The 21880-nt window shown below is 62.9% G+C and carries 15 protein-coding genes; 8 read left to right on the top strand and 7 right to left on the bottom strand.

Annotated features, from left to right (window positions below; all coding sequences use genetic code 11):
* Positions 1–107: 107 nt before the first annotated feature.
* Complete coding sequence (locus tag JN756_RS14125; RefSeq protein WP_046383206.1) at positions 108–989, bottom strand: LysR family transcriptional regulator; 882 nt, start codon at positions 987–989, stop codon at positions 108–110.
* Positions 990–1102: 113 nt separating this feature from the next.
* Here JN756_RS14125 and JN756_RS14120 point away from each other — a divergent pair, with 113 nt between their 5' ends.
* From JN756_RS14120 to JN756_RS14110, 3 genes are all read left to right on the top strand, one after another.
* The gene (locus JN756_RS14120; protein ID WP_108526613.1) at positions 1103–2305 is read left to right on the top strand and encodes an MFS transporter; all 1203 of its coding nucleotides are present in this window, start codon (positions 1103–1105) and stop codon (positions 2303–2305) included.
* Between the two features lie 193 nt (positions 2306–2498).
* Positions 2499–3353 carry a CAP domain-containing protein gene (locus tag JN756_RS14115; protein WP_201022186.1) on the top strand — a complete coding sequence of 285 codons (855 nt, stop codon included), beginning with the start codon at positions 2499–2501 and terminating at the stop codon, positions 3351–3353.
* 158 nt (positions 3354–3511) lie between these two features.
* On the top strand, positions 3512–5698 hold the full coding sequence (locus JN756_RS14110) for a GAF domain-containing protein (protein WP_201022185.1): 2187 nt from the start codon (positions 3512–3514) through the stop codon (positions 5696–5698).
* A 3-nt stretch (positions 5699–5701) separates the two neighbouring features.
* Here the strand turns inward: JN756_RS14110 and JN756_RS14105 are convergent, their stop codons facing one another.
* The 4 genes from JN756_RS14105 to JN756_RS14090 all read right to left on the bottom strand — a co-directional run bounded on the left by JN756_RS14105 (position 5702) and on the right by JN756_RS14090 (position 14635).
* Complete coding sequence (locus JN756_RS14105; protein WP_201022184.1) at positions 5702–6868, bottom strand: GGDEF domain-containing protein; 1167 nt, start codon at positions 6866–6868, stop codon at positions 5702–5704.
* A gap of 51 nt (positions 6869–6919) precedes the next feature.
* Positions 6920–9157, bottom strand: a complete 2238-nt coding sequence (gene glgB / locus JN756_RS14100) for a 1,4-alpha-glucan branching protein GlgB (protein WP_046383202.1) — start codon at positions 9155–9157, stop codon at positions 6920–6922.
* The gene (gene treS / locus JN756_RS14095; RefSeq protein ID WP_046383201.1) at positions 9154–12501 is read right to left on the bottom strand and encodes a maltose alpha-D-glucosyltransferase; all 3348 of its coding nucleotides are present in this window, start codon (positions 12499–12501) and stop codon (positions 9154–9156) included. Before treS ends, glgB begins: the two co-directional genes overlap by 4 nt.
* Before the next feature lie 145 nt (positions 12502–12646).
* Positions 12647–14635 carry an alpha-1,4-glucan--maltose-1-phosphate maltosyltransferase gene (locus JN756_RS14090; RefSeq protein ID WP_046383200.1) on the bottom strand — a complete coding sequence of 663 codons (1989 nt, stop codon included), beginning with the start codon at positions 14633–14635 and terminating at the stop codon, positions 12647–12649.
* Positions 14636–14841: 206 nt separating this feature from the next.
* Between JN756_RS14090 and JN756_RS14085 the strand changes: the two genes are divergently transcribed.
* From JN756_RS14085 to JN756_RS14065, 5 genes are all read left to right on the top strand, one after another.
* Positions 14842–15009 carry a hypothetical protein gene (locus JN756_RS14085; RefSeq protein ID WP_164887046.1) on the top strand — a complete coding sequence of 56 codons (168 nt, stop codon included), beginning with the start codon at positions 14842–14844 and terminating at the stop codon, positions 15007–15009.
* Positions 15010–15022: 13 nt separating this feature from the next.
* Positions 15023–15262 carry a DUF3203 family protein gene (locus tag JN756_RS14080; protein WP_017848445.1) on the top strand — a complete coding sequence of 80 codons (240 nt, stop codon included), beginning with the start codon at positions 15023–15025 and terminating at the stop codon, positions 15260–15262.
* A 184-nt stretch (positions 15263–15446) separates the two neighbouring features.
* A complete protein-coding gene (gene ccoG / locus JN756_RS14075; RefSeq protein ID WP_046383199.1) occupies positions 15447–16862 on the top strand; it encodes a cytochrome c oxidase accessory protein CcoG in 1416 nt (471 codons plus the stop codon).
* Positions 16863–16956: 94 nt separating this feature from the next.
* Entirely contained in the window at positions 16957–18366 is a 1410-nt protein-coding gene (gene mapR / locus JN756_RS14070) for a GntR family transcriptional regulator MpaR (protein WP_017848443.1), read from the top strand.
* Positions 18367–18435: 69 nt separating this feature from the next.
* Positions 18436–18900: a hypothetical protein gene (locus JN756_RS14065; protein WP_236255110.1), complete on the top strand. Its 465-nt coding sequence runs from the start codon at positions 18436–18438 to the stop codon at positions 18898–18900.
* A 15-nt stretch (positions 18901–18915) separates the two neighbouring features.
* Here JN756_RS14065 and JN756_RS14060 read toward each other — a convergent pair whose 3' ends face one another.
* A complete protein-coding gene (locus JN756_RS14060) occupies positions 18916–19662 on the bottom strand; it encodes an SDR family oxidoreductase (RefSeq protein ID WP_046383198.1) in 747 nt (248 codons plus the stop codon).
* A 54-nt stretch (positions 19663–19716) separates the two neighbouring features.
* Positions 19717–21813: a putative bifunctional diguanylate cyclase/phosphodiesterase gene (locus tag JN756_RS14055; protein WP_126589037.1), complete on the bottom strand. Its 2097-nt coding sequence runs from the start codon at positions 21811–21813 to the stop codon at positions 19717–19719.
* Positions 21814–21880: the final 67 nt, after the last annotated feature.

The following is a 21880-nucleotide window of genomic DNA, read 5'->3' as shown; positions in this document are numbered from 1 at the left end:
GATGGGATTGTACCTGTTGCAGCAGGTTCGGGATCGATAGGCATACCCGCCATGATCTGCATGCCTGGCGGCTCGCATGCACATCGCCCCGGGGACGGGCCGCACTGTCATCGTCCGCACACCTCACGCAAACACCCGCGCAACCAACGATGGGCCAGGTCGGCGTCCAACCGTGGGTGCCAGAGCATTGCCACGGTAAACGCGGGTAACGCCACCGGCAGCGCAAAACAGAACAGGTCGCGCCGGTCTGGGGTATAGCGCTCGGGCACCGAGGCAATCAGGTCGGTGTTGCGTGCCAGGGCGATGGCGCTGGAAAAGCTCGCGACGATGCTGCCGATCTGCCGCGTCAGGCCCTGGGCTTCGAGGACGTCGTCGATCTGGCCGCGGTCCTGGCCGCGCCGCGATACGTAGAGGTGTCGGCCCTCGGCAAACCGTGCAGCGCTGATCTCGCCTTGGCTCAGGGGATGGCCGCTGCGCACCACGCCGATCAAGCGATCGCGAAACAGCGCCTGGGTCAGCACTTCAGGGCTGGCCGTGGGGTCGACCACGCCGATGTCCAGGTCGACGCTGCCTTCGCGCAGTTGCGCAGTGTCCTTGTCGGTCTTGCTGACGAAGCGCAGGCGCACGCCGGGGGCGTCCTCGGCGAGACGGGCGAGCAACGCCGAACCGAAGCCTTCGACAAACTCCTCGCTGGTTCGCAGGGTGAAGGTGCGGACCACGTGGGCCATCTCCAGCGCCTGTGCCGGGCGCAACACCGCCTGGGCGCCCTGCACCAGTTGGCTGACCTGTTCGCGCAGTGCCAACGCCCGGGGCGTCGGCACCAGGCCGCGGCCAGCGCGGACCAGCAACGGGTCGCCGGTGGTCGCACGCAAGCGCGCCAACGCCCGGCTCATGGCCGAAGGGCTCAACCGCAGGCGCTTGGCCGCACGGGCGACACTGCCTTCGGCGAGCAATACATCCAGGGTGATCAGCAAATTGAGATCGGGCATCAGCGCTCCATGGCAGGCGTCATATGCAGGTATTTAGTGCAACTCATGCGTCTTCCGCCATGTTAGGCCACGCCGTAGATTTACGACAGTTGCGTTCATTCAAGGAATCTTCCATGCATACCTCTTCCCGTGGCGGTCTTGTCAGCCTGTGCCTGTCCATGTTGCTGGCCGCCCTTGGCACCAGCATCGCCAATGTCGGCCTGCCCAGCCTCGCGCAGGCCTTCAATGCATCCTTTCACGCGACGCAATGGGTGGTGCTCACCTACCTGCTCGCGATCACGGCAGTCATCGTCAGTGCCGGGCGCCTGGGCGATCGGCTGGGGCGACGGCGGCTGTTGATCGCTGGCTTGCTGCTGTTCGCCTTGGCCGGCGGGTTATGCGGTGTCGCGCCTGGCCTGCGGTGGCTGATTGCGGCGCGCAGCCTGCAAGGTTTGGGCGCGGCGATCATGATGGCGATGACGTTAGCGATGGTCGGCGACACCGTCCCCCAAGCACGCATTGCGCGTGTCATGGGCTTGCTCGGCACGATGTCAGCCGTCGGTACCGCCATGGGCCCCGGCGTGGGCGGCCTGTTGCTCAGTGTGTGGGGGTGGCGCGCGCTGTTTCTGGTGGGGATGCCGCTGGGCTTGCTCGCGGCCGCCCTCGCCTGGCGCTACTTGCCGGTGGATCAGCCACCCGCGCCACTGGTCGGCGGCGGTGGCGTTTGGCGCTTATTGCAGTCGACCTCGTTGCGCGCCGGCCTGGTGATGAGTGCGTTGGTGTCGGCGGTGATCATGGCCACCTTTGTCGTCGGGCCGTTCTACTTGTCCCGAGGGCTTGGGCTCGATCCGGCCGGGATGGGCCTGGCAATGGCCGTCGGCCCTGGTGTCGCGGCGCTCACCGGCATTCCGGCCGGTCGTCTGAGCGAACGCTTTGGCAGCCACGTCATGACACTCGTGGGGCTGGCTGTCTGCGGCAGTGGCGCCCTGTCGCTGTGCCTGGCGTCCGGGCTGGTCACTTATCTTGCCTCATTGATTACGCTGACGGCGGGCTACAGCCTGTTCCAGGCCGCCAACAACACTGCGGTGATGAGCGAAGCCGATGCGGCACGCCGAGGCACGATCTCAGGCCTGCTGAACCTGTCACGCAACCTGGGGCTGATTTTCGGTGCGTCGGCATTGGGCGCGATGTTTGCCTGGACCACTCCCGATGTCACCCACGCCACGCCGCAATCCGTGGCTGACGGTCTGCACGCAACCTTTACCGCGGCATTCGCTTTGATCCTGCTCGCCAGCGCCATGGCATGGCGGCGGCAGCCCGCGCGTCAGTTGGCGTGAGCCGAATATCCTCGCTCATGACGGGTTGATCAGCCTCGCCATGCCGGCGCGGCGGGTGGTGGCGTTTGCCTTGTATGACCAGGGCCGTGAACATCCGGCATTCAAAACCCGAGGAAAAAAGTTCGGACCAACGGGTGCATGGACGCCCCTACATCGCGCATCATGGGCACTTTCAAGTTCAAGGGTAACGTCCATGCGCGTGCTGTCATTGATGATGGGTCTGACGACGCTGGCCGCCAGCCTGGTGTTCTGCGCCAGCGCGATGGCGAATGAAGAAAATCAGTTGGTGCAACAGATCAACGCTTACCGCAGCCAGGTGCAACGCTGCGGCGACCAAGGTTCCCAGGAACTGCCACCGCTGGCCAGCGATACACGCCTGGTGCTGCCGGCCAGTAATGTCGGCGACTTGCAGCAGGCCCTGGCCCGCGCGGCGTACCCGATGGTCAACGTGCAGGCAATCAGCCTGTCCGGGCCCAAGGATGCCCAGGCGGCCATGAAAGCCGTGCGCGAGAGTTTCTGCCGCGTGGTGCTGGACCCGCAATTCGTCGACATCGGCGTGAGCAACAGCGGCCAGGACTGGCGCATCGTGCTCGCCCGCCCGCTGCTGTCCAGCGGCCTGGGCGATTGGCAGACCGAAGGCAGGCAATTGCTGAACCTGATCAACGCCGCCCGCACACAACCGCGCCAATGCGGTCCCCAGGCGTTCACCGCGACCACGCCACTGTCGTGGAACGACACCTTGGCCAGTGCCGCCAACAGCCACACACGCAACATGGCCAACGGCAATTTCTTCGACCATCTGGACCACGACGGCCGCACCCCGGGCGACCGTGCCGAGCTGGCCGGGTACAGCGCGAAGAACATCGGCGAAAACATCGCGGCCGGCCTCGACACCCCGCGCAAAGTGGTGGACGGCTGGCTCGCCAGCCCCGGCCATTGCGCCAACCTGATGAACCCGCAATTCCGTGAAGTGGGCGCCGCCTACGCCATGGACCCGAAGAGCGATGCAGGCATTTATTGGACAGCGGTGTTCGGAACACAACAGTAAGTGAACACCCGCGATGAGATCTATCCCAGCGGGTGAAGCATCAAAGTGCCATCTCATGGATAATTGCGCTGAACCGGCAGCAATCATTTCTGTCTGTTGCTTATTGGCCTGACGCATCAGGCATCCAAACAGACCGTGGCAAACAAGGTGTTCACCCGATGATGAATTGGCTGCAAAGCAGCAGCGACATGGCCGAGCGGGTACGCCAGCACGACTGGGCCAGTACGCCCCTGGGTCCGCTGGAACACTGGCCGGATGTGCTCAAGACCACCGTGGCGCTGTGCTTTGCTTCAAGTTTCCCCCAAGCCATCGTGTGGGGGCCTCAATTGACGACCCTCTATAACGACGCGTTCATTCCGATACTGGGCAATAAACCCTATGCCCTGGGGCGTCCGTTCAGCGAGATCTGGAGCGAGGTCTGGGACGACATCAGCCCCATCGCCGATGCGGCTTTCCAGGGCCATGCGACCTATATCGAAAACTTCCCGCTGGTGATCGAACGCGGCGCGGCGCCGGAACAAGCGTACTTCACGTTCTGCTATAGCCCGATCCGCGACCCGCGGGGCCACGTCGTCGGCATGCTCGACACCGTGACCGAAACCACCGCCACGGTGTTCCTTTCGCGCCGCCTTGCGGTGCTGGATACCATCGGCAGCACGGTCGCCAATGCCACCGATGCCGAAGCCATCATGACCGCCACCACGCACCTGCTGGCGCAGCACCTGCAAGTGTCCATCTGCGCCTACGCCGATATGGACGCCGATGAAGACGGCTTCACCATCCGTGACAACTGGACGGCTCCCGGCTCGCCCAGCATCGTCGGCCACTACCGCCTGCAGGCCTTCGGGCAAACCGCGGTCAAGTGCCTGCGGGCCGGTGAGCCGCTGGTGATCGGCAACAACCGGCTTGAACTGCCCGCACAGGAAGCCGCGGCGTTCCAGGCCCTGGGCATCACCGCCACGATCTGCATACCACTGATCAAACACGGTCGCCTTACGGCCTTGATGGCGGTTCACAGCACAGCAGGGCGGACCTGGTCGCCGTATGACCTGGCACTGTTGGCCGAAGTCACCGAACGGTCCTGGGCGCACATCGAACGGGTGCGCGCCGATGCCGCCGTGCGCGAAGGGTTGGCGGCCTTTACCGAATTGAACGCCACCCTCGAGCAGCGCGTGGAAGAACGCACCGCTGCGCTGGCCCAGGCCGAAGCGGCGTTGCGTCAATCGCAGAAACTCGAAGCCATCGGCCAATTGACCGGCGGCGTGGCCCATGACTTCAACAACCTGCTGACCATCATTCGTTCGTCGGTGGACTTTTTGCGTCAGCCCGGGCTGCCCGAAGAACGGCGCCAACGCTACATGCGCGCAGTGTCGGACACCGTCGAGCGCGCCAGCAAGTTGACCAGCCAGTTGCTTGCGTTCGCGCGCCGCCAACCGCTGAACCCGGAAGTCTTCGATGTGGCGCAGCGGGTCAAGGACATTGGCGAGATGCTCGAGAGTGTCACCGGTGCGCGCATTCATGTGCAGGTTCAATTGCCCGAGCGGCCGTGCCATGTCCGGGTCGACTCGAGCCAGTTCGAAACCGCGCTGATCAATATCGCACTCAACGCCCGCGATGCCATGGACGGCCAGGGCACCTTGACCCTGCGCGTGGGCACGGTGGACGCGATGCCGAGCATCCGGGGCGATGCCCAAGCCTGCCAGCCGTTTGTCACGGTGGCCCTGGCCGACACCGGCAGCGGCATTCCGGGGGAAACGTTCGAGCGCATTTTCGAGCCGTTCTTTACCACCAAGGCCGTGGGCAAAGGCACGGGCCTGGGGTTGTCACAGGTGTTCGGCTTCGCCAAGCAGTCCGGTGGCAATGTCGACGTGGCCAGCTGTCTTGGCCAGGGCACGGTGTTTACCCTGTATCTGCCCGAGGTCGAGCCGGAGGACGCCCGCCACGAGCCCTCCCCTAGTGACCCGACACCGCCCCACGACACGAGCCTGCGCAATATCCTGATCGTGGAAGACAACCTGGACGTAGGCCGTTTCGCCAACCAGATCCTCCAGGACCTCGGTTACCAGACCACCTGGGCGACCAATGCCGAACAGGCGCTGGCGCTGGCCGGTCCGGATGCCGCGGCTTTCGACGCGATTTTCTCCGACGTGGTGATGCCGGGCATGACCGGCGTGGCGATGGCCAAGCTCCTGCGCCAACGTCGCGCCGACCTGCCGGTGGTGCTCACCTCCGGCTACAGCGAAGAACTCGCGGAAAGCGGCTACGAAGGGTTCGAGTTTCTCGCCAAGCCCTACTCCGCCGACCAGGTGGCGCGGGTGCTGGCCAAGGCCATGTTCAAGGACTGAGCCCTACTCCGCCACGACCACTTGATTACGGCCGAGGGCCTTGGCGCGGTACAGCGCCTTGTCGGCGGTGTTCATCAACGCGTGCAGGTCGCCATCCAAGGTGCAGGTCGACGCCACGCCGAGACTGGCGGTCATGCCCTGCACAGGTTCGGAAGCCATGCACGAGATGGCCTTGATCAACTGCTCAGCGATACCCCGGGCGGTTTCCAGCGAGGTATTGGGCAGCAACACCGCAAACTCCTCGCCCCCCAGGCGACCGTACACATCGGCCTGGCGAAACGACGCGGTGATCACTCCGCCGATCTGCCGCAATACCTGGTCGCCGGCCTGGTGGCCATAGGTGTCGTTGATTTGCTTGAAGTGGTCCATGTCGATCATCAACGCACACAGCGGCTGCCGGTTGAGGCGGCACTGCGCGTACAGCAATTGTGCATGTTCGAAAAACGCGCGACGGTTCATCAGCCCGGTGAGTTCATCGGTCTGTGCGGCGCGCGCGGAAATAGTGTGGGCGCGTTCCATCTGCCTGGTCAGGCGGAAGGCTTTTTCCAGGGCGCCGGACAACTTGCGCGTGGCACTGACCACAAACGAGGAAAACACCAGCACCGCAATCGCCACGCCGACCTGCATCGACGACGGCTGAAACAGCAGCCACAGCGTACACGGCAGCAACACCAGGCCCATGGACACCATGGTCATGTAGCGATAGGCCGAATAGCACGAGACAGCGCTGACGGACATGCCCACGGTAAACAACATCACCAGTACTTGGGACATCCGGTCGTCACTGGGCATTACGGCAAAGGCACCGGCGCCCCAGATGCTCGCGGACAGTATCAAGGTGATCCAGTAACGGCGCTCCCAGCGTTCCGGCGTGCGCTCGCTGTAGGGGCTGCGAAACCATTCGAGGAACATTTTCACCCGCAGCAACGATGACGCCGCCAGCACCGCCAGCCATACCTGCATGACCTGGTGGTCAAAACGGTCCCAACACAGCCAGCAAAGCATCGCCGCCGCGAGATAGCTGCCGAAAATGGCGGCAAATGACTGACGAAACAGCTGATGCAAACGGTCGGTTCGCACCTGCTCCTCAATAACGCAATCCTGGTCTTGCTCATGCCCAAGGCCATTCATGAAAACCGCCTGATTCGACTGCCGCGACAAAGGTGCCATTGTGGCACCCTGCCACTAGCGCGGACAATAGACGCCAGCACCTTAGCGCCGTTAACTGTCTTGCGGACGCAAAATCAGCACGCCCAATGGCGGCAGATTCAACGACAGCGATACCGGTTGACCATGATGCGGTTCATCCTCGGTGAAGACCCCTCCGCCATTGCCATAATTCGAACCGGCATACGTGTCCGCATCACTGTTGATCACCTCGCTCCAACGCCCGGCGAACGGTACGCCGACCTTGTAGGCTTCACGGGGCACCGGGGTGAAGTTGGCCACCACCAGCACCGGTCTGCCGTCCTTGCTCCAGCGCAGCCAGGCGTAGACGCTGTTGATCGCATCGTCGCCGATCAGCCACTGGAAGCCCTGGGGCGCGTCGTCCTGTTCATACAGGGCCGGTTCCTCGCGGTACAGGCGATTCAAGTCACTCACCAGCTTCTGTACCCCACGGTGTTCGGGGTATTGCAGCAGGTACCAGTCCAGTTGCTGGTCGTGGTTCCACTCGCGCCATTGGCCAAACTCGCAGCCCATGAACAGCAGCTTCTTGCCCGGGTGCGTCCACATGAAACTCAGGTAGGCGCGCAGGTTGGCGAATTTCTGCCAGCGGTCGCCGGGCATCTTGTCGATCAGCGAGTGCTTGCCGTGGACCACTTCATCGTGGGAGATCGGCAGGATGAAACGCTCGGACCAGGCATACACCAGGCCAAAACTCAGTTCATTGTGATGGTGGGCGCGGTACACCGGGTCTTGCTGGATGTAATGCAGGGAATCGTTCATCCAGCCCATGTTCCACTTGTAGTTGAAGCCCAGGCCGCCCTGTTGGGTCGGCTGGCTGACGCCCGGCCAGGCCGTGGATTCTTCGGCGATCACCAGCGCGCCGGGGGCTTCGAGGGCGACCACGTCGTTCAAGTGCCGCAGGAAGTCGATGGCTTCGAGGTTCTCGCGGCCGCCATGGCGGTTGGGCACCCATTCGCCGGCCTTGCGCGAATAGTCGCGATACAGCATCGAGGCCACGGCATCGACGCGCAGGCCATCGACGTGGAAGTGTTTGAGCCAATGCAGCGCCGAGGCCAGCATAAAGCCATGTACTTCGGTGCGACCCAGGTTGTAGATCAGCGTGTCCCAATCCTGGTGGAAGCCTTCCAGCGGGTTGGCGTATTCGTACAACGCCGTGCCATCGAATTGCGCGAGGCCGTGGGCATCGGTGGGAAAATGCGCCGGCACCCAGTCGAGGATCACGCCGATGTCGGCCTGGTGACAGGCATTGACGAACTCGGCGAATGCTTGCGGCGAACCGAAGCGCGCAGTCGGCGCGAACTGGGACAACGCTTGATAGCCCCAGGAACCTCCGAACGGGTGCTCCATGATCGGCATCAGCTCGATATGGGTAAAGCCCAGCTGTTGCACATACGGAATCAGCCGCTCGGCCAGTTCACCCCAGCCGTACTGGCGCGAAACCTCACCGGCCTCGTCCAGTTCGCACTGCCAGGAGCCCAGGTGCAACTCATAAATCGACAGCGGCGCCGTGGGCTTCTGCTTTTGCGCACGCGCCTGCATCCACGTGTGATCCTGCCAGTCGACCTGTAACGGCGACGCGACTTTCGATGCCGTGTCGGGTGGCATCTGGGTGGCCAGGGCCATCGGGTCGGCCTTGAGCGGCAAAATGCCGTGGGCCCCGAGAATCTCGTATTTGTAGGCCGCGCCCGCTTGCAAGCGTGGGATAAAGATCTCCCACACACCGGCCGGATGGCGCAGGCGCATCGGGTGGCGGCGGCCGTCCCAGATATTGAAGTCACCGACCACCGACACGCGCCGGGCGTTCGGTGCCCACACGGCAAACCGCACGCCCTGCACGCCATCGACCGTGGTCAACTGGGCGCCCAGGCAGCTGCTGAGGTCACGGTGATTGCCTTCGGCAAACAGGTACAGGTCCATTTCCCCCAGCAGCAGTTGCTGGAAACTGTAAGGGTCTTCGGTGATCTGTTCGCCACCGGCCCATTGGATCTTCAACAGGTAGGCCTGGCGACTGCTGAAATGCCCGATAAACAGACCCGGCACCTGGGTCGCGTCGAGGCTGCCGATCGGCTCGCCAGTGTCGCGACTCAGCAGTTGGACGCTCAAGGCCTCCGGCAGGAACGCACGGACAAACTGGCCGCCCTGCTCGTCATCATGGGGCCCGAGAATCGAGAACGGATCATGGTGTTCGGCGCGCACCAGCGCTTCGACGTCGTTGGACGCCGGCATTGCTGTCAGTTTCGGCTGCAGCGGTTCTTTATTCGTAAAACTCATGACGTCTCCCCACCGCGTACAGATTTCGATCCAGGTATGAGCCCGCTGAGCAAACCGTGTAAACCCTGCAAGGGCACCGGCAGCCAGGTCGGGCGGTTTTCCGCTTCATAAGCCACTTCATACGCGGCCTTTTCCAGGCTGAACAAGGTCAGCGCTGCGTCCTGGCCTTTGGCATCCTGCCAGTCATGCGCCAGTGTAGCCGTCGCCGCGTGATAAGCCTTGATAAATGCCAGACGCGCCTCAATCAGGTAGCGCTCGGTCACACGCTGGCGCGCCGCGTCCGCTGCGGGTGAGTGGTCCACACCTTGCACATTCAGGGCCATGGCCGCCGCGTAATCAAACGAACGCAGCACGCCGCTGACGTCTTTATAGGGGCTGTGCTTGCCGCGCCGTTCGTGCAGCGGCCGCGCCGGTTCCCCTTCAAAGTCGATCAGGTAGGCGTCGCCTTTCACTACCAGCACCTGGCCCAGGTGCAAGTCACCGTGGACGCGAATGCGCAAGCCGCCCAACGTGGCCTGCGCCAACGCCCGGACCTGAGCGCCGATGGCTTTTTTCTGCTCCAACAATTCACTGACCCGCGCCTGATCGGCCGGGTTCAATTGGTTTTGATGCAGTTTGAGCAATTGCAGGGCGCGCTCGATCTGCGCCGCGATGTCCTTGGCCCAGGCCTCGGCATCCTTGGCGGTGGTGACTTCGGCTTGGAAGTCTGGGTTGGCCGTCGGCGCCGCCAGCACGCCGTGCATTTCACCCAGGCGCTGCCCGAGCAAAGCGGCAAAGTCGGCCAGCTCGCCCAAGGCGTTGTAATGCTGCTCCTGTTCGGACATCGCTTCGGCCTGTTCGTCGCGGATCGCGCGCTCCAGGTTGTTCTGGGTCCAGCCCCAGGCGTCGCCCTGGTTGCTCAGGTAGCCCTGGGCAATCATCAACAGGTTGTCCTGGCCTTGGCCGTCACGCCGAATCATCGAACCGAGCAACGGCGAAATGTTCGGGTAACCGGCTGCGGTCAGGTAGGCGCTCATCTCCAGCTCCGGATGGACCCCGGCGCTGACCTTGCGGATCAACTTGAGCACCAGGCTCTCGCCCACCACCACCGAGCTGTTGGACTGCTCGGCAGCCAGGTAGCGCACGGGCGACTCATCGGTCAGCGGCAGCCTGGCCAGCTGCGGCGTGGCTTCAAAGCGCAGCTCGCCCTCGCTGCTGTTCAACACGGTGCCGGCCTGCAAGGCCTGGATCACCGCGCGGATAAAGTGTTCCAGGCTGAACGCATCGGTCACCAACCCCACCTGACGCACGCGCCGCACACGGGCCAGGGCCAGTTGTTGCGGCAAGGCGCTGGTGAACTGGTCTTCGCCGAGAAAGCCGAACGGCAACTGGTAACGGCTGACCTGCCCCCCGGCGCTCACCTCGATTTCGCTGAGCAGCACCGGGTGCTGCAGGTCGCCGAACCGCACGCCGTAAGCGATATGCACGCTGTCGATGGCCGTGTCCTTGCCGGCGAACCAGCGGCGCTTGGGCAGCCAGGCCGGCAGCGAGGTGTGCTCCAGGACGGCGCGACACGGTGCGTCGAGCAGCTCCTCCATGCGTTTTTTCAGAACCAGGGTGGTGAAGTCCGGCATGCTTTGCACCGGTTCCACATGCCAGCTGGGCATCTGGTTTTCCGCCGCCAGCACGAACCAATAGAAGCCATACGGCGCCAGGGTCAGCAGGAAATTCAACTGGCCGATGGGCGGGAACGCATTACCGCCGAGCATCTCCACCGGCACCATGCCGGCGAAGGCCGAGAGGTCCAACTCGGCCGCCTGGGCGCTGCGCGAGACGTTGGCCACGCACAGGATGATCTCGGTGCGGCCGTCGTCCCCGGTGAATTCACGGGTATAGGCGAGGATGCGCCGGTTGCTCGGCGAGAGCATCTTCAAGCTGCCGCGGCCGAAAGCCTTGGACTGCTTGCGCACCGCGAGCATGCGGCGGGTCCAGTTCAGCAGCGAATGCGGGTCCTGGGCCTGGGTTTCGACGTTGACCGACTGATAGCCGTATTGCGCGTCCATGATCGGCGGCAGCACCAGGCTGGCCGGGTCGGCGCGGGAAAAGCCGCCGTTGCGGTCGATGGACCACTGCATCGGCGTTCGCACGCCGTCGCGGTCGCCCAGGTAGATGTTGTCGCCCATGCCGATTTCATCGCCGTAATACAGGGTCGGCGTGCCCGGCATCGACAACAGCAGGCTGTTGAGCAGTTCGACGCGACGCCGGTCACGCTCCATCAGCGGCGCCAGGCGCCGGCGAATGCCCAGGTTGATCCGCGCGCGACGGTCGGCGGCGTAGTAGTTCCACAGGTAGTCGCGTTCTTTGTCGGTGACCATTTCCAGGGTCAGTTCATCGTGGTTGCGCAGGAAGATCGCCCATTGGCAATTGGCCGGGATTTCCGGGGTCTGGCGCAGGATGTCGGTGATCGGGAAACGGTCCTCCTGGGCCAACGCCATGTACATGCGCGGCATCAGAGGGAAGTGAAAGGCCATGTGGCATTCATCGCCGTCGTCGCCCTTTTTGTCACCGAAGTACATCTGCGTGTCTTCCGGCCACTGGTTGGCTTCGGCCAGCAGCATGCGGTCGGGGTAATGAGCGTCGATCTCGGCGCGGATCTGCTTGAGGACGTCGTGGGTCTCCGGCAGGTTTTCGTTGTTGGTGCCGTCGCGCTCGATCAGGTACGGGATTGCGTCCAGGCGCAGGCCGTCGATGCCCATGTCGAGCCAGAAGCGCATCACCGACAGCACGGCTTTCATCACTTGCGGATTGTCGAAGTTGAGGTCGGGCTGGTGCGAATAGAAACGGTGCCAGAAGTACTGGCCGGCCACCGGGTCCCAGGTCCAGTTGGACTTCTCGGTATCGAGGAAGATGACGCGCGTGCCGTCGTACTTCTGATCGTCGTCGGACCACACGTAGAAGTCCCGCGCCGCCGAACCGGGCTTGGCCTTGCGTGCGCGCTGAAACCACGGGTGCTGGTCGGAGGTGTGGTTGATCACCAGTTCGGTGATCACCCGCAGCCCGCGTTGGTGGGCTTCGGCGATAAAGCGCCGGGCGTCGGCCATGGTCCCGTAGTCGCTGTGCACGCCGCGGTACTCGGCGATGTCATAACCGTCGTCGCGACGTGGCGAGGGGTAGAACGGCAGGAGCCAGATGGTGTTCACACCGAGGTCGGCGATGTAGTCGAGTTTGGCGATCAGCCCGGGAAAGTCACCGATGCCGTCGTTATTGGAGTCGAAATAGGATTTGACGTGAACCTGATAGATCACCGCGTCCTTGTACCACAGCGGGTCTTTGATAAAGGTGGCAGCCTTGGGTTTCTTCGCCATTGGAAACTCCTGAAAACTCGAGGATTCTTGCAGACTGAAGCGGGTCGATGCGCGGGGGCTTGCGCCCGATAGCGGCAGGACAGTCACTTGATCCATTGGCTGGCATAGCGCTTTCGGGAGCAAGCCCCCGCCCACATGTCGATCCTTAGTACGTGGTGATGCGCCAGATCCCGAACGGCATCTGCGGCTCCAGCCGCATCCATTGGGTCTTGCCGTACCACGTCCAGCGATGGCCGTTCATCAAATCTTCGCCCTGGGTGTGGGCGTCGTCCGGCAGGCCCAGCTCCCACAGCGGCAATTCGAATTGCGCTTCCTGGGCATTGAATGGGTCGAGGTTGACCGCCACCAGGATGAAATTGCTGCCGTCTTCGCTGCGCTTGCCGAAGTACAGGATGTTCTCGTTCCAGGCGTTGTAGAGCGTCAGCCCCAAATGCGTGTGCAATGCCGGGTTTTGCCGGCGGATGCGGTTGAGTTGGGCGATCTCGGCGATGATGTTGCCGGGTGCGGTGAAGTCCCGCGGGCGGATCTCGTATTTTTCCGAGTCCTGGTACTCTTCCTTGCCCGGCACCGGCGCGGCTTCGCACAGTTCGAAGCCGGAATACATGCCCCACAACCCCGAGCCCATGCTCGCCAGCGCGGCGCGGATCAAGAAACCCGGGCGCCCGGACTCATGCAGGAAAGCGGGGTTGATGTCCGGGGTGTTGACGAAGAAGTTCGGCCGGTAGCACTCGCGCCAGGGCGACTCGTTCAATTGCGCCAAGTACTCGCTCAGCTCGGCCTTGGTGTTGCGCCAGGTGAAATAGGTGTAGCTCTGGGAGTAACCGACCTTGCCCAGGCGCGCCATCATCGCCGGTGTGGTGAATGCTTCGGCGAGGAAGATCACCTCCGGGTACTTGGACCGCACATCGCTGATCAGCCATTGCCAGAATGGCAGCGGCTTGGTGTGAGGGTTATCGACGCGGAATGTCTTCACGCCCTCCTCGACCCAAGCGAGCACGATGTCACGCAGTTCGGTCCACAGGCTGGGGATCGCATCCGCGGCGTAGAAATCGACGTTGACGATGTCCTGGTACTTTTTCGGCGGGTTTTCCGCGTATTTGATCGTGCCGTCCGGGCGCCAGTTGAACCAGCCCGGGTGCTGCTTGAGCCACGGGTGGTCCTGGGAGCACTGAATGGCGAAGTCCAGGGCGACTTCCAGGCCATGGTCGGCGGCGGCCTTGACCAGGCGCCGAAAATCGTCGCGGCTGCCCAGTTGCGGATGAATCGCGTCGTGGCCGCCCTCCTCGCTGCCGATCGCGTAGGGGCTGCCCGGATCGTGCTGCTCGGCCCTCAAGGCATTGTTTTTGCCTTTACGGTGGCTGCGGCCGATGGGGTGGATCGGCGGGAAGTACAGCACGTCGAACCCCATGTCATGGATCATCGACAGCCGCGAATGCACGTCGAGGAACGTACCGTGACGCGCTGGATGGTCGGTGATAGAGCGCGGAAACAGCTCATACCAACTGGCAAACTGCGCACGCTCGCGCTCCACGTCGAGCGGGTACGCGGGACTGATGCTCAAATAGGCGCGGTGATCGGCCCGGGTCATCAGGTACGCACTGTCTTCGTGCAGGAACAGCGCAACCTGCTCGGTTTCCAGCAGGCCGGAGAGCTCGTGGTGCAAGCGCATCAGGCGCTCGCGCAGCTCACTGTCACTGCGCTCGGCGGCCAGCAGCACCAGGCTGCGGCCTTCCTGCAACTCAAGGCTGACCGGCACGCCAGCCTCATGTTTCTTGCGCAGTTCGTAGCAGAAGCTGGCAAAGGTATCGATCCAGGCTTCGATGCAATATTCATGGGGCCCTTGGGCGGTGACGGTAAACGCGCCCTCCCAACCGTCGTTGCCGATATCGGCCATGACCTCGCTGTGCCAGCTTTCATCGTGCAAGGCGCGCCAGCGGATCAGCACCGCGAGCGTGTCGTGGCCGTCGGCGAACACCTTGCTGGTGACATTGATGCGTTGGCCCACCACGGCCTTGACCGCAAATTCGCCGCCGTCGATCACCGGCATGGTGCTTTCAATCGCTATGCGAGGCAGCAACAACGCCTGGGACAGCGGCAATACACAATCGTCTGGAGTCAGTGTTTCAGCAGTCATCGAGCATCTTCCCCTTACGCCCTGTGGACGCTCTTTGCTTGATCCGAATTCTGATACGGCACCGCTCTCCCTGAGCAGGACCACATAAGGTCCGAGCCCGGGGCCGGGTGAAAAGTTCAGGTGGATGTGCCGCCATCGACGGGGGGGAATCAATTCCCCCGGGCGGCTGTCCACCGATAGAGCAAAGCACAAAGGAGGCCACACCGATGAATATCCCGATTCCCGCGCAAACGCCCGATCCGAATATCGACAAGCCGACCCTGCCGCCCACCGAACCGGCTGCGCCGCCTGAGGAGGAACCGCCGCAAGACCCGCCCGTGCGGGTGGAGGAACCCTCAGCCCAATGCTATCCCCTCACCATCACCAGACGATGACAAGGAGTTCACCATGCCTGTACGTATCGAAAACCAGATCTGCTACTTCACGGTCGATGACAACGGCCAGGAACAAAGCCTGCCGGCGTCCCAGGTCACCGTCAGTACCGACAGCGAAAAATCCATGTCTTTTGTGGCGCTGAACGACGACCGGATCTACATCACCGAGGTCGAGGCCGACGCGCTGACCGTCGCCGGCGCCCAGGATGGGCGCAAACACCTGAAGGCCAGCGACAGTGATTCGGTGATTTGATTGATCTGTATCAGCACACGCTGAATCGAGCTGCGCCCCAGGCGCCACGGGGTGCAGCACATTGTCGCAGCAGGGCCTTTGCAGCGCATCTGATCCGCTTTTTATCGCCACACCTGAGTCTGTTATGCAAACAGCACGACGAGCATAGTTCACCGGCCTGATGGAGGCTGATGAGCAAACGACCATGAGCGAAATGATCCCCGTCCGAACCGTGGAAATCCACGAGCCTGCGCACCCGAAGAAGGTGACGGCCAAATCCAGCGATAACCAGATCCATACCCGTAGCTTCACCGGCCTGTACCGCACCTTGCGCGTGGCCGGTGCAGGCTTTCTGTTCCTGGCGTTTTTCGGCACGGTGTGGCTGAACTGGGGCGGTCGCCAGGCCGTACTGTGGGACCTGGCCGAAAGCAAGTTCCACATATTCGGCGCCACGTTCTGGCCGCAGGACTTCATCCTGCTGTCGGCGCTGTTGATCATCTGCGCCTTCGGCCTGTTTGCGATCACCGTGTTCGCCGGCCGGGTGTGGTGCGGCTACACCTGCCCGCAAAGCTCGTTCACCTGGCTGTTCATGTGGTGCGAAAAAGTCACCGAAGGCGAGCGCAACCAGCGTATCAAGCTGCAAGCGGCACCCTGGAGCCTGAACAAACTGGCACGGCGCTCGGCCAAACATACGCTGTGGCTGAGTATCAGCGTGCTGACCGGGTTGACCTTTGTCGGTTACTTCACACCCATTCGCCCGCTGGCCAGCGAACTGCTGACCTGGCAGATGGGCGGCGTGAGCCTGTTCTGGGTGGTGTTTTTCACCGCCGCCACTTACCTCAACGCCGGCTGGCTGCGCGAAGCGGTATGCATGCACATGTGCCCGTATGCGCGGTTCCAGAGCGTGATGTTCGACAAAGACACGCTGACCATCTCCTACGATGCGGCCCGTGGCGAACACCGCGGCCCGCGCAAGCGTGAAGCCAAACCGGCGGACGTCGGCCTCGGCGACTGCATCGATTGCCAATTGTGCGTGCAAGTGTGCCCCACCGGCATCGATATCCGCGACGGCCTGCAAATGGAATGCATCGGCTGCGCGGCGTGCATCGACGCCTGCGACTCGATCATGGACAAAATGGGTTACGCCCGCGGCCTGGTGAGCTACACCAGCGAACATCAACTGCAAGGCGGCAAGACCCACCTGCTCAGACCACGTCTGATCGGCTACAGTGCGGTGCTGCTGGTGATGATCGCGGCGTTGGTCGTGGCACTGGTGCAGCGGCCGATGGTGTCGCTGGACGTGACCAAGGACCGCGGCATGTTCCGCGAAAACAGCCAGGGCCTGATCGAAAACATCTACAGCCTCAAGGTCATCAACAAGACCCAGCAACCCCAGGACTACCGCCTGGAACTGGTGGATGGCGAGGGCTTCCAGCTGCAAGGCAAGACCCAGATCAGCCTGGCCCCGGGGGAAATCAGCGACGTGCCGGTGTCGGTGGCGTTGCTGGCGGACAAGCCGGCGAGCAGTTCGCAGATCCTGCGCTTCAAGGTCACCGACGTCGACGAACCATGGGTCTACAGCGCTGCCGACAGCCGTTTCGTGGCACCGTTGAACCGCTGAGGGTTGGCCGGCATAAGAGATCAAATGTGGCAGCCGCTCAGCCGGCGGCCACATTTCGCCCTGCGTACATCTTGAGAAGATTAATTTGGCTACCATGAAACGCTACGAAAAATTCGCCGACGACATCGCAGAACTGATCCGCTCCGGCGTGCTCGGCCCTGGCCAGCGAGTGCCTTCGGTGCGCTATGCCAGCCAGACCTACGGCGTCAGCCCGTCCACGGTGTTCCAGGCGTACTACCTGCTGGAACGCCGCGGCCTGATCCGGGCACGACCGCGTTCCGGCTACTTCGTCAACACCCATGCGCCCAGCCCGTTCTCCGAACCGGTGGTGAGTGAGCACGTGCATGAATCCACCGAAGTCGATGTGAGCGAATTGGTGTTCTCGGTGCTCGAGTCCATCAAAGACCCGAATACCGTGCCGTTCGGCTCGGCCTTCCCCAGCCCGATGCTGTTCCCGCTGCCCCGCCTGGCTCGCTCCCTGGCCAGCGCCGCCCGTGAGATGGACCCGCGCCTGGTGGTCACCGACATGTCGCCGGGCAACCCGCAACTGCGCCGGCAGATTGCCCTGCGTTATATGGTCGGCGGCCTGATGTTGCCGATGGAAGAGCTGCTGATCACCAACGGCGCCCTCGAAGCCCTGAACTTGTGCCTGCAGGCCGTCACCGAGCCGGGCGATCTGGTGGCCATTGAAGCACCGGCGTTTTATGCCTGCCTGCAAGTGCTCGAACGCCTGAAACTCAAAGCGGTGGAAATCCCCGTGCATCCGCGTGACGGCATCGACCTCAACGCCCTGGCGCAAAGCCTGGAGCGCTACCCGATCAAAGCCTGTTGGACCATGACCAGTTTCCAGAACCCCATGGGCGCCACGCTGCCGGAAGCGAAGAAACAGGAATTGGTGGAGCTGCTGCGCCGCCATCAGGTGCCGTTGATCGAGGACGACGTCTACGCAGAGTTGTACTACGGACAACAGGCACCGAAACCCGCCAAGGCCTTCGACACCGAGGGCCTGGTGATGCACTGCGGCTCCTTCGCCAAGAGCCTCGCACCGGGTTATCGCATTGGCTGGGTGGCGGCCGGGCGCTATGCGCAGAAGGTCGAGCGTTTGAAGCTGATGACCTCGTTGTGCCCGTCGATGCCCGCCCAGGCGGCGATTGCCGACTACCTGCAACATGGCGGCTATGACCGGCACTTGCGCAAATTGCGCTACGCCCTGGAAGAACAGCAAAGCGCCATGCTTGCGGCCATCGCCCGGTATTTTCCGGCGCAGACGCGGGTCAGCCAGCCGGCCGGCGGGTATTTCCTCTGGCTGGAATTGCCGGAGCAGACGGATTCATTGAAGTTATTCCAGATGGCCTTGGCGCAAGGTATCAGTATCGCGCCGGGGCCGATTTTTTCGGCAACCCAGCGTTTCAGGAACTGTATCCGCTTGAACTACGGCAGCCCGTGGTCGGAAGCATCGGAAAAAGCGATGGAGACGTTGGGACGCATTGTGCGCTCGTTTTGACGCGGAACCAGATCGACGCACGTACCACACAGGACACTCACTATTCCTGGTTCGAACCAGAGGTTTCCTATGAGCGTTTCTGTCCCCCCAAGGCCTGCCCCCCTGCCCATCCCGCCCAACTACATGCGTGCCGTCGAACAAAAGCAGGTTCGCGAGATGTACGCTCCGCTGGACCGACCGGCCGGCGACCTGCGCTCGGCACAGCAGATCATCGACCAGAGCCCGGTCATGACGCACTTCCTGCAAGGCCGCGACAGTTACGCGATCGCTGATGATCTTAAGCAGCAGGTCGGTGACTGGACCCCATCCAACGCAGACCCGGATGCGCGTGCTGACGCGGCTTACAACCTGGAAAAAGTGCTGCAGTTTCTCGACAACCTTGACGACCGCACCTTGAATGGCAGCCATGCCCGCAACGGGCGTATCGATGGGTTCTTCAACGACGGCTACAGCACCCTGGATAACTCCGAAGCCAGCCGGCTCAAGGCGTTCTCGCTTAACGGCTATGAAGTGCTGCGCCATCTGCCGTCTTGATGGCCGGAGGGGGGCTTAACGCCCGCCGCCCAGGTCGACGAACGTCCCGGTGGCATAGGACGCCTTGTCCGACAACAACCAGACAATCGCCTCCGCCACCTCATCCGGCCGGCCGCCACGGGCCATGGGAATCCCGGACTCCAGCTTGCTGACCCGGTCCGGATCACCGCTCAGGGCATGGAAGTCGGTGTAGATATAGCCGGGGCGCACCGCGTTGACACGAATGCCCTCGCCCGCCACTTCCTTCGACAGCCCGATGGTAAAGCTGTCCAGCGCGCCCTTGGAGGCGGCGTAGTCGACATATTCACCCGGCGAACCGAGGCGCGCCGCCACCGACGACACATTGACGATGCTGCCGCCCTGCCCACCATGCCGGGGCGACATACGCAGCACCGCGTGCTTGGCGCACAGAATCGGACCGAGCACGTTGGTCTTCATGATCTTCAGAATGCGGAACTCGGACATTTCATCGACACGGGATTTATGCCCCACAGTGCCGGCATTGTTGACCAGTGCCGTCACCCGCCCCAACTCGTTGTCAACACGATGGAACAGCGCGATCACCTCATCCTCGATGCTCACATCGGCGCGCACCGCAATGGCCTGGGCACCCAGCGCGCGGACCTGGTCGAGCACGCGATGAGCGGCCTCTTCGTCCGACTGGAAGTTGATGCAAATGCGATAGCCCTGGCGAGCCGCCAGCAATGCCGTCGCGGCGCCAATCCCACGACCGCCCCCGGTGATGATGAGGACTTTGTCCATGCCTACGCTCTCCTGAATCAACCAAATGTTTAGAGTTGGCCCCAAGAATACCCGTCAAGCACGCTGCTTGTCAGGCGCCAGCGTTGCTTGTGCCCGCAGGATGTCGGCCATGAAGCCATCCGCCGGTAACGGATGCCCGAGCAAATAGCCCTGCAACGCGTTGCACCCCAGGCGGGTGAGGAAGCTCTGCTGGACATCGGTTTCCACCCCTTCGGCGACAATCCGCAGCCCAAGGGCCTGGCCCAGGGCGACGATGGCCGAGACAATGGCGGCGTCGTCGCCGTCGTGTTCCAGGTCTCGCACAAAGCCACGGTCGATCTTCAGTTCGTTGGCCGGCAGGCGCTTGAGGTACATCAGGCTGGAATAGCCGGTGCCGAAGTCATCAATGGACAGATCGACCCCCATTTCCGACAGCTGCTGCAACACCGTCATGCTCGCATCGGCATCGCTCATGGCGGTGGTTTCGGTAATCTCCAGCGTCAGGCTGTTGGCCGGCAACTGGTGGCGATCCAACGCGGTGGCGACACTCTTGACCAGGCCGGCGTGGCAAAACTGCAACGCCGACAGGTTCACCGCGATTCGCCAGTCTTCATAACCCTGGGCGTACCACACGCGCATCTGACGGCAGGCTTCGTCAAGCACCCACTCGCCAATCGGAATGATCAGCCCGGTCTTTTCCGCCAGCTCGATAAAGGCCGCCGGCAGCAACAAGCCCTCTTGCGGATGCTCCCAGCGCAGCAAGGCTTCGGCGCCTATCGGGGCACCGCTGACGGCGTCGAACTTGGGCTGGTAGTACAAGCGGAACTGCTGCTGCTCGACTGCGTTGCGCAAGTCCTGCAACAACTGCAGTTGCTTGCGCGCGTTAGAGTTCATCGACACATCGAAGAAGCTGTAGCCATTCTTGCCCATGCCCTTGGCGTGGTACATCGCGGCGTCGGCGTTCATCAGCAGTTCCTGGGGCGTACTGCCGTTGCCCGGGAACATCGCGATACCCACGCTGGCTGAAATTTTCAGCACGTGTTCGGCCACCTGGAACGCGCGATTGATCAGCACCACCTGGCGTTCGGCAAGGCCCAGGGCATCATTGGGCTGCGTCAGTTGCACCAGCAGCACAAACTCATCACCGCCGATACGCGCCAGGGTGTCCTGGCTGCGCAGATCTTCACGCAGGCGCTGGCTGACTTCGCGCAACAACTGGTCGCCCATGTGATGGCCGAAGGCATCGTTGACCGGCTTGAAGCCGTCCAGGTCGATAAACATCAGGGCCAGGCAACCGCCCTGCTCTTTCACCGCCTGCATGGCTTGCTGAATCCGGTCGGCGAGCAGGGTGCGATTGGGCAGGCCGGTCAGGGTGTCGTGCAGGGCCAGGTGGGTCAGTTCCTGATTGGCCAACGTCAGCGAGTCGGCCAGCACCGCGGTACGCGCCTCCAGGCGCGCGTCGAGCAACGACGTGAGCAGCGCGATAACCAGCACGGCCAGGCTGGTGACCAACACCAGGTTATCCAGGCCCTTGCCGCTCAAGCCGGTCAGCGCGGCGCCGCAGAAACTGTCGTCGGCAAAACGCGCCGCCGCCATGCCGGTGTAGTGCATGCCGACGATGGCCACGCCCATCACCACGGCGGCGCCACCGCGCGCCAGACGCACATAAGGCGTGTTGCGCCGCAGATTGAAGGCGATCCACAGTGCCGCGCCAGACGCCGCCACCGCGATCAGCAACGAGGCGCCAAACAACGCGGGGTCGTAATCGATGCCCGGCAGCATCCGCATCGCGGCCATGCCGGTGTAATGCATGCTGCTGATGCCGGCGCCCATGATCAGCGCGCCAAACCCCAGTTGCCACATAGGCAGGCGCTGCTGGCTGACCAGCCACAAGGCAAAGCCGCAGGACAACACCGCGATCAACAGCGACAACGCGGTAATGTCCAGGTCAAAACCCAGGGCGAACGGCAGCCTGAGCGCCAACATGCCGATAAAGTGCATGGACCACACGCCCACGCCCATGGCCAATGCCCCGCCCAGCATCCACAAGTAGATGGCGCGACCCTTGGCCGTGGCGATGCGACCGGAGAGGTCGAGCGCGGTGTAGGAAGCAAGCACCGCGACGAACAGGGAGATCACGACCAGAGAGGGAGAATAACTACCGATGAGCATGGAACTTCTCGAGAGCGACGGGTTGTAAACACCCGCCCCGGGTGGCAAAGCCGCGGATTGTAGCGAG

This window comes from Pseudomonas sp. Y39-6 (assembly GCF_023651955.1).
Lineage (GTDB): Bacteria > Pseudomonadota > Gammaproteobacteria > Pseudomonadales > Pseudomonadaceae > Aquipseudomonas > Aquipseudomonas veronii.
The sequence above is the reverse complement of the archived record's forward strand: the minus strand, read 5'-3'. Positions and strand labels throughout refer to the sequence as shown.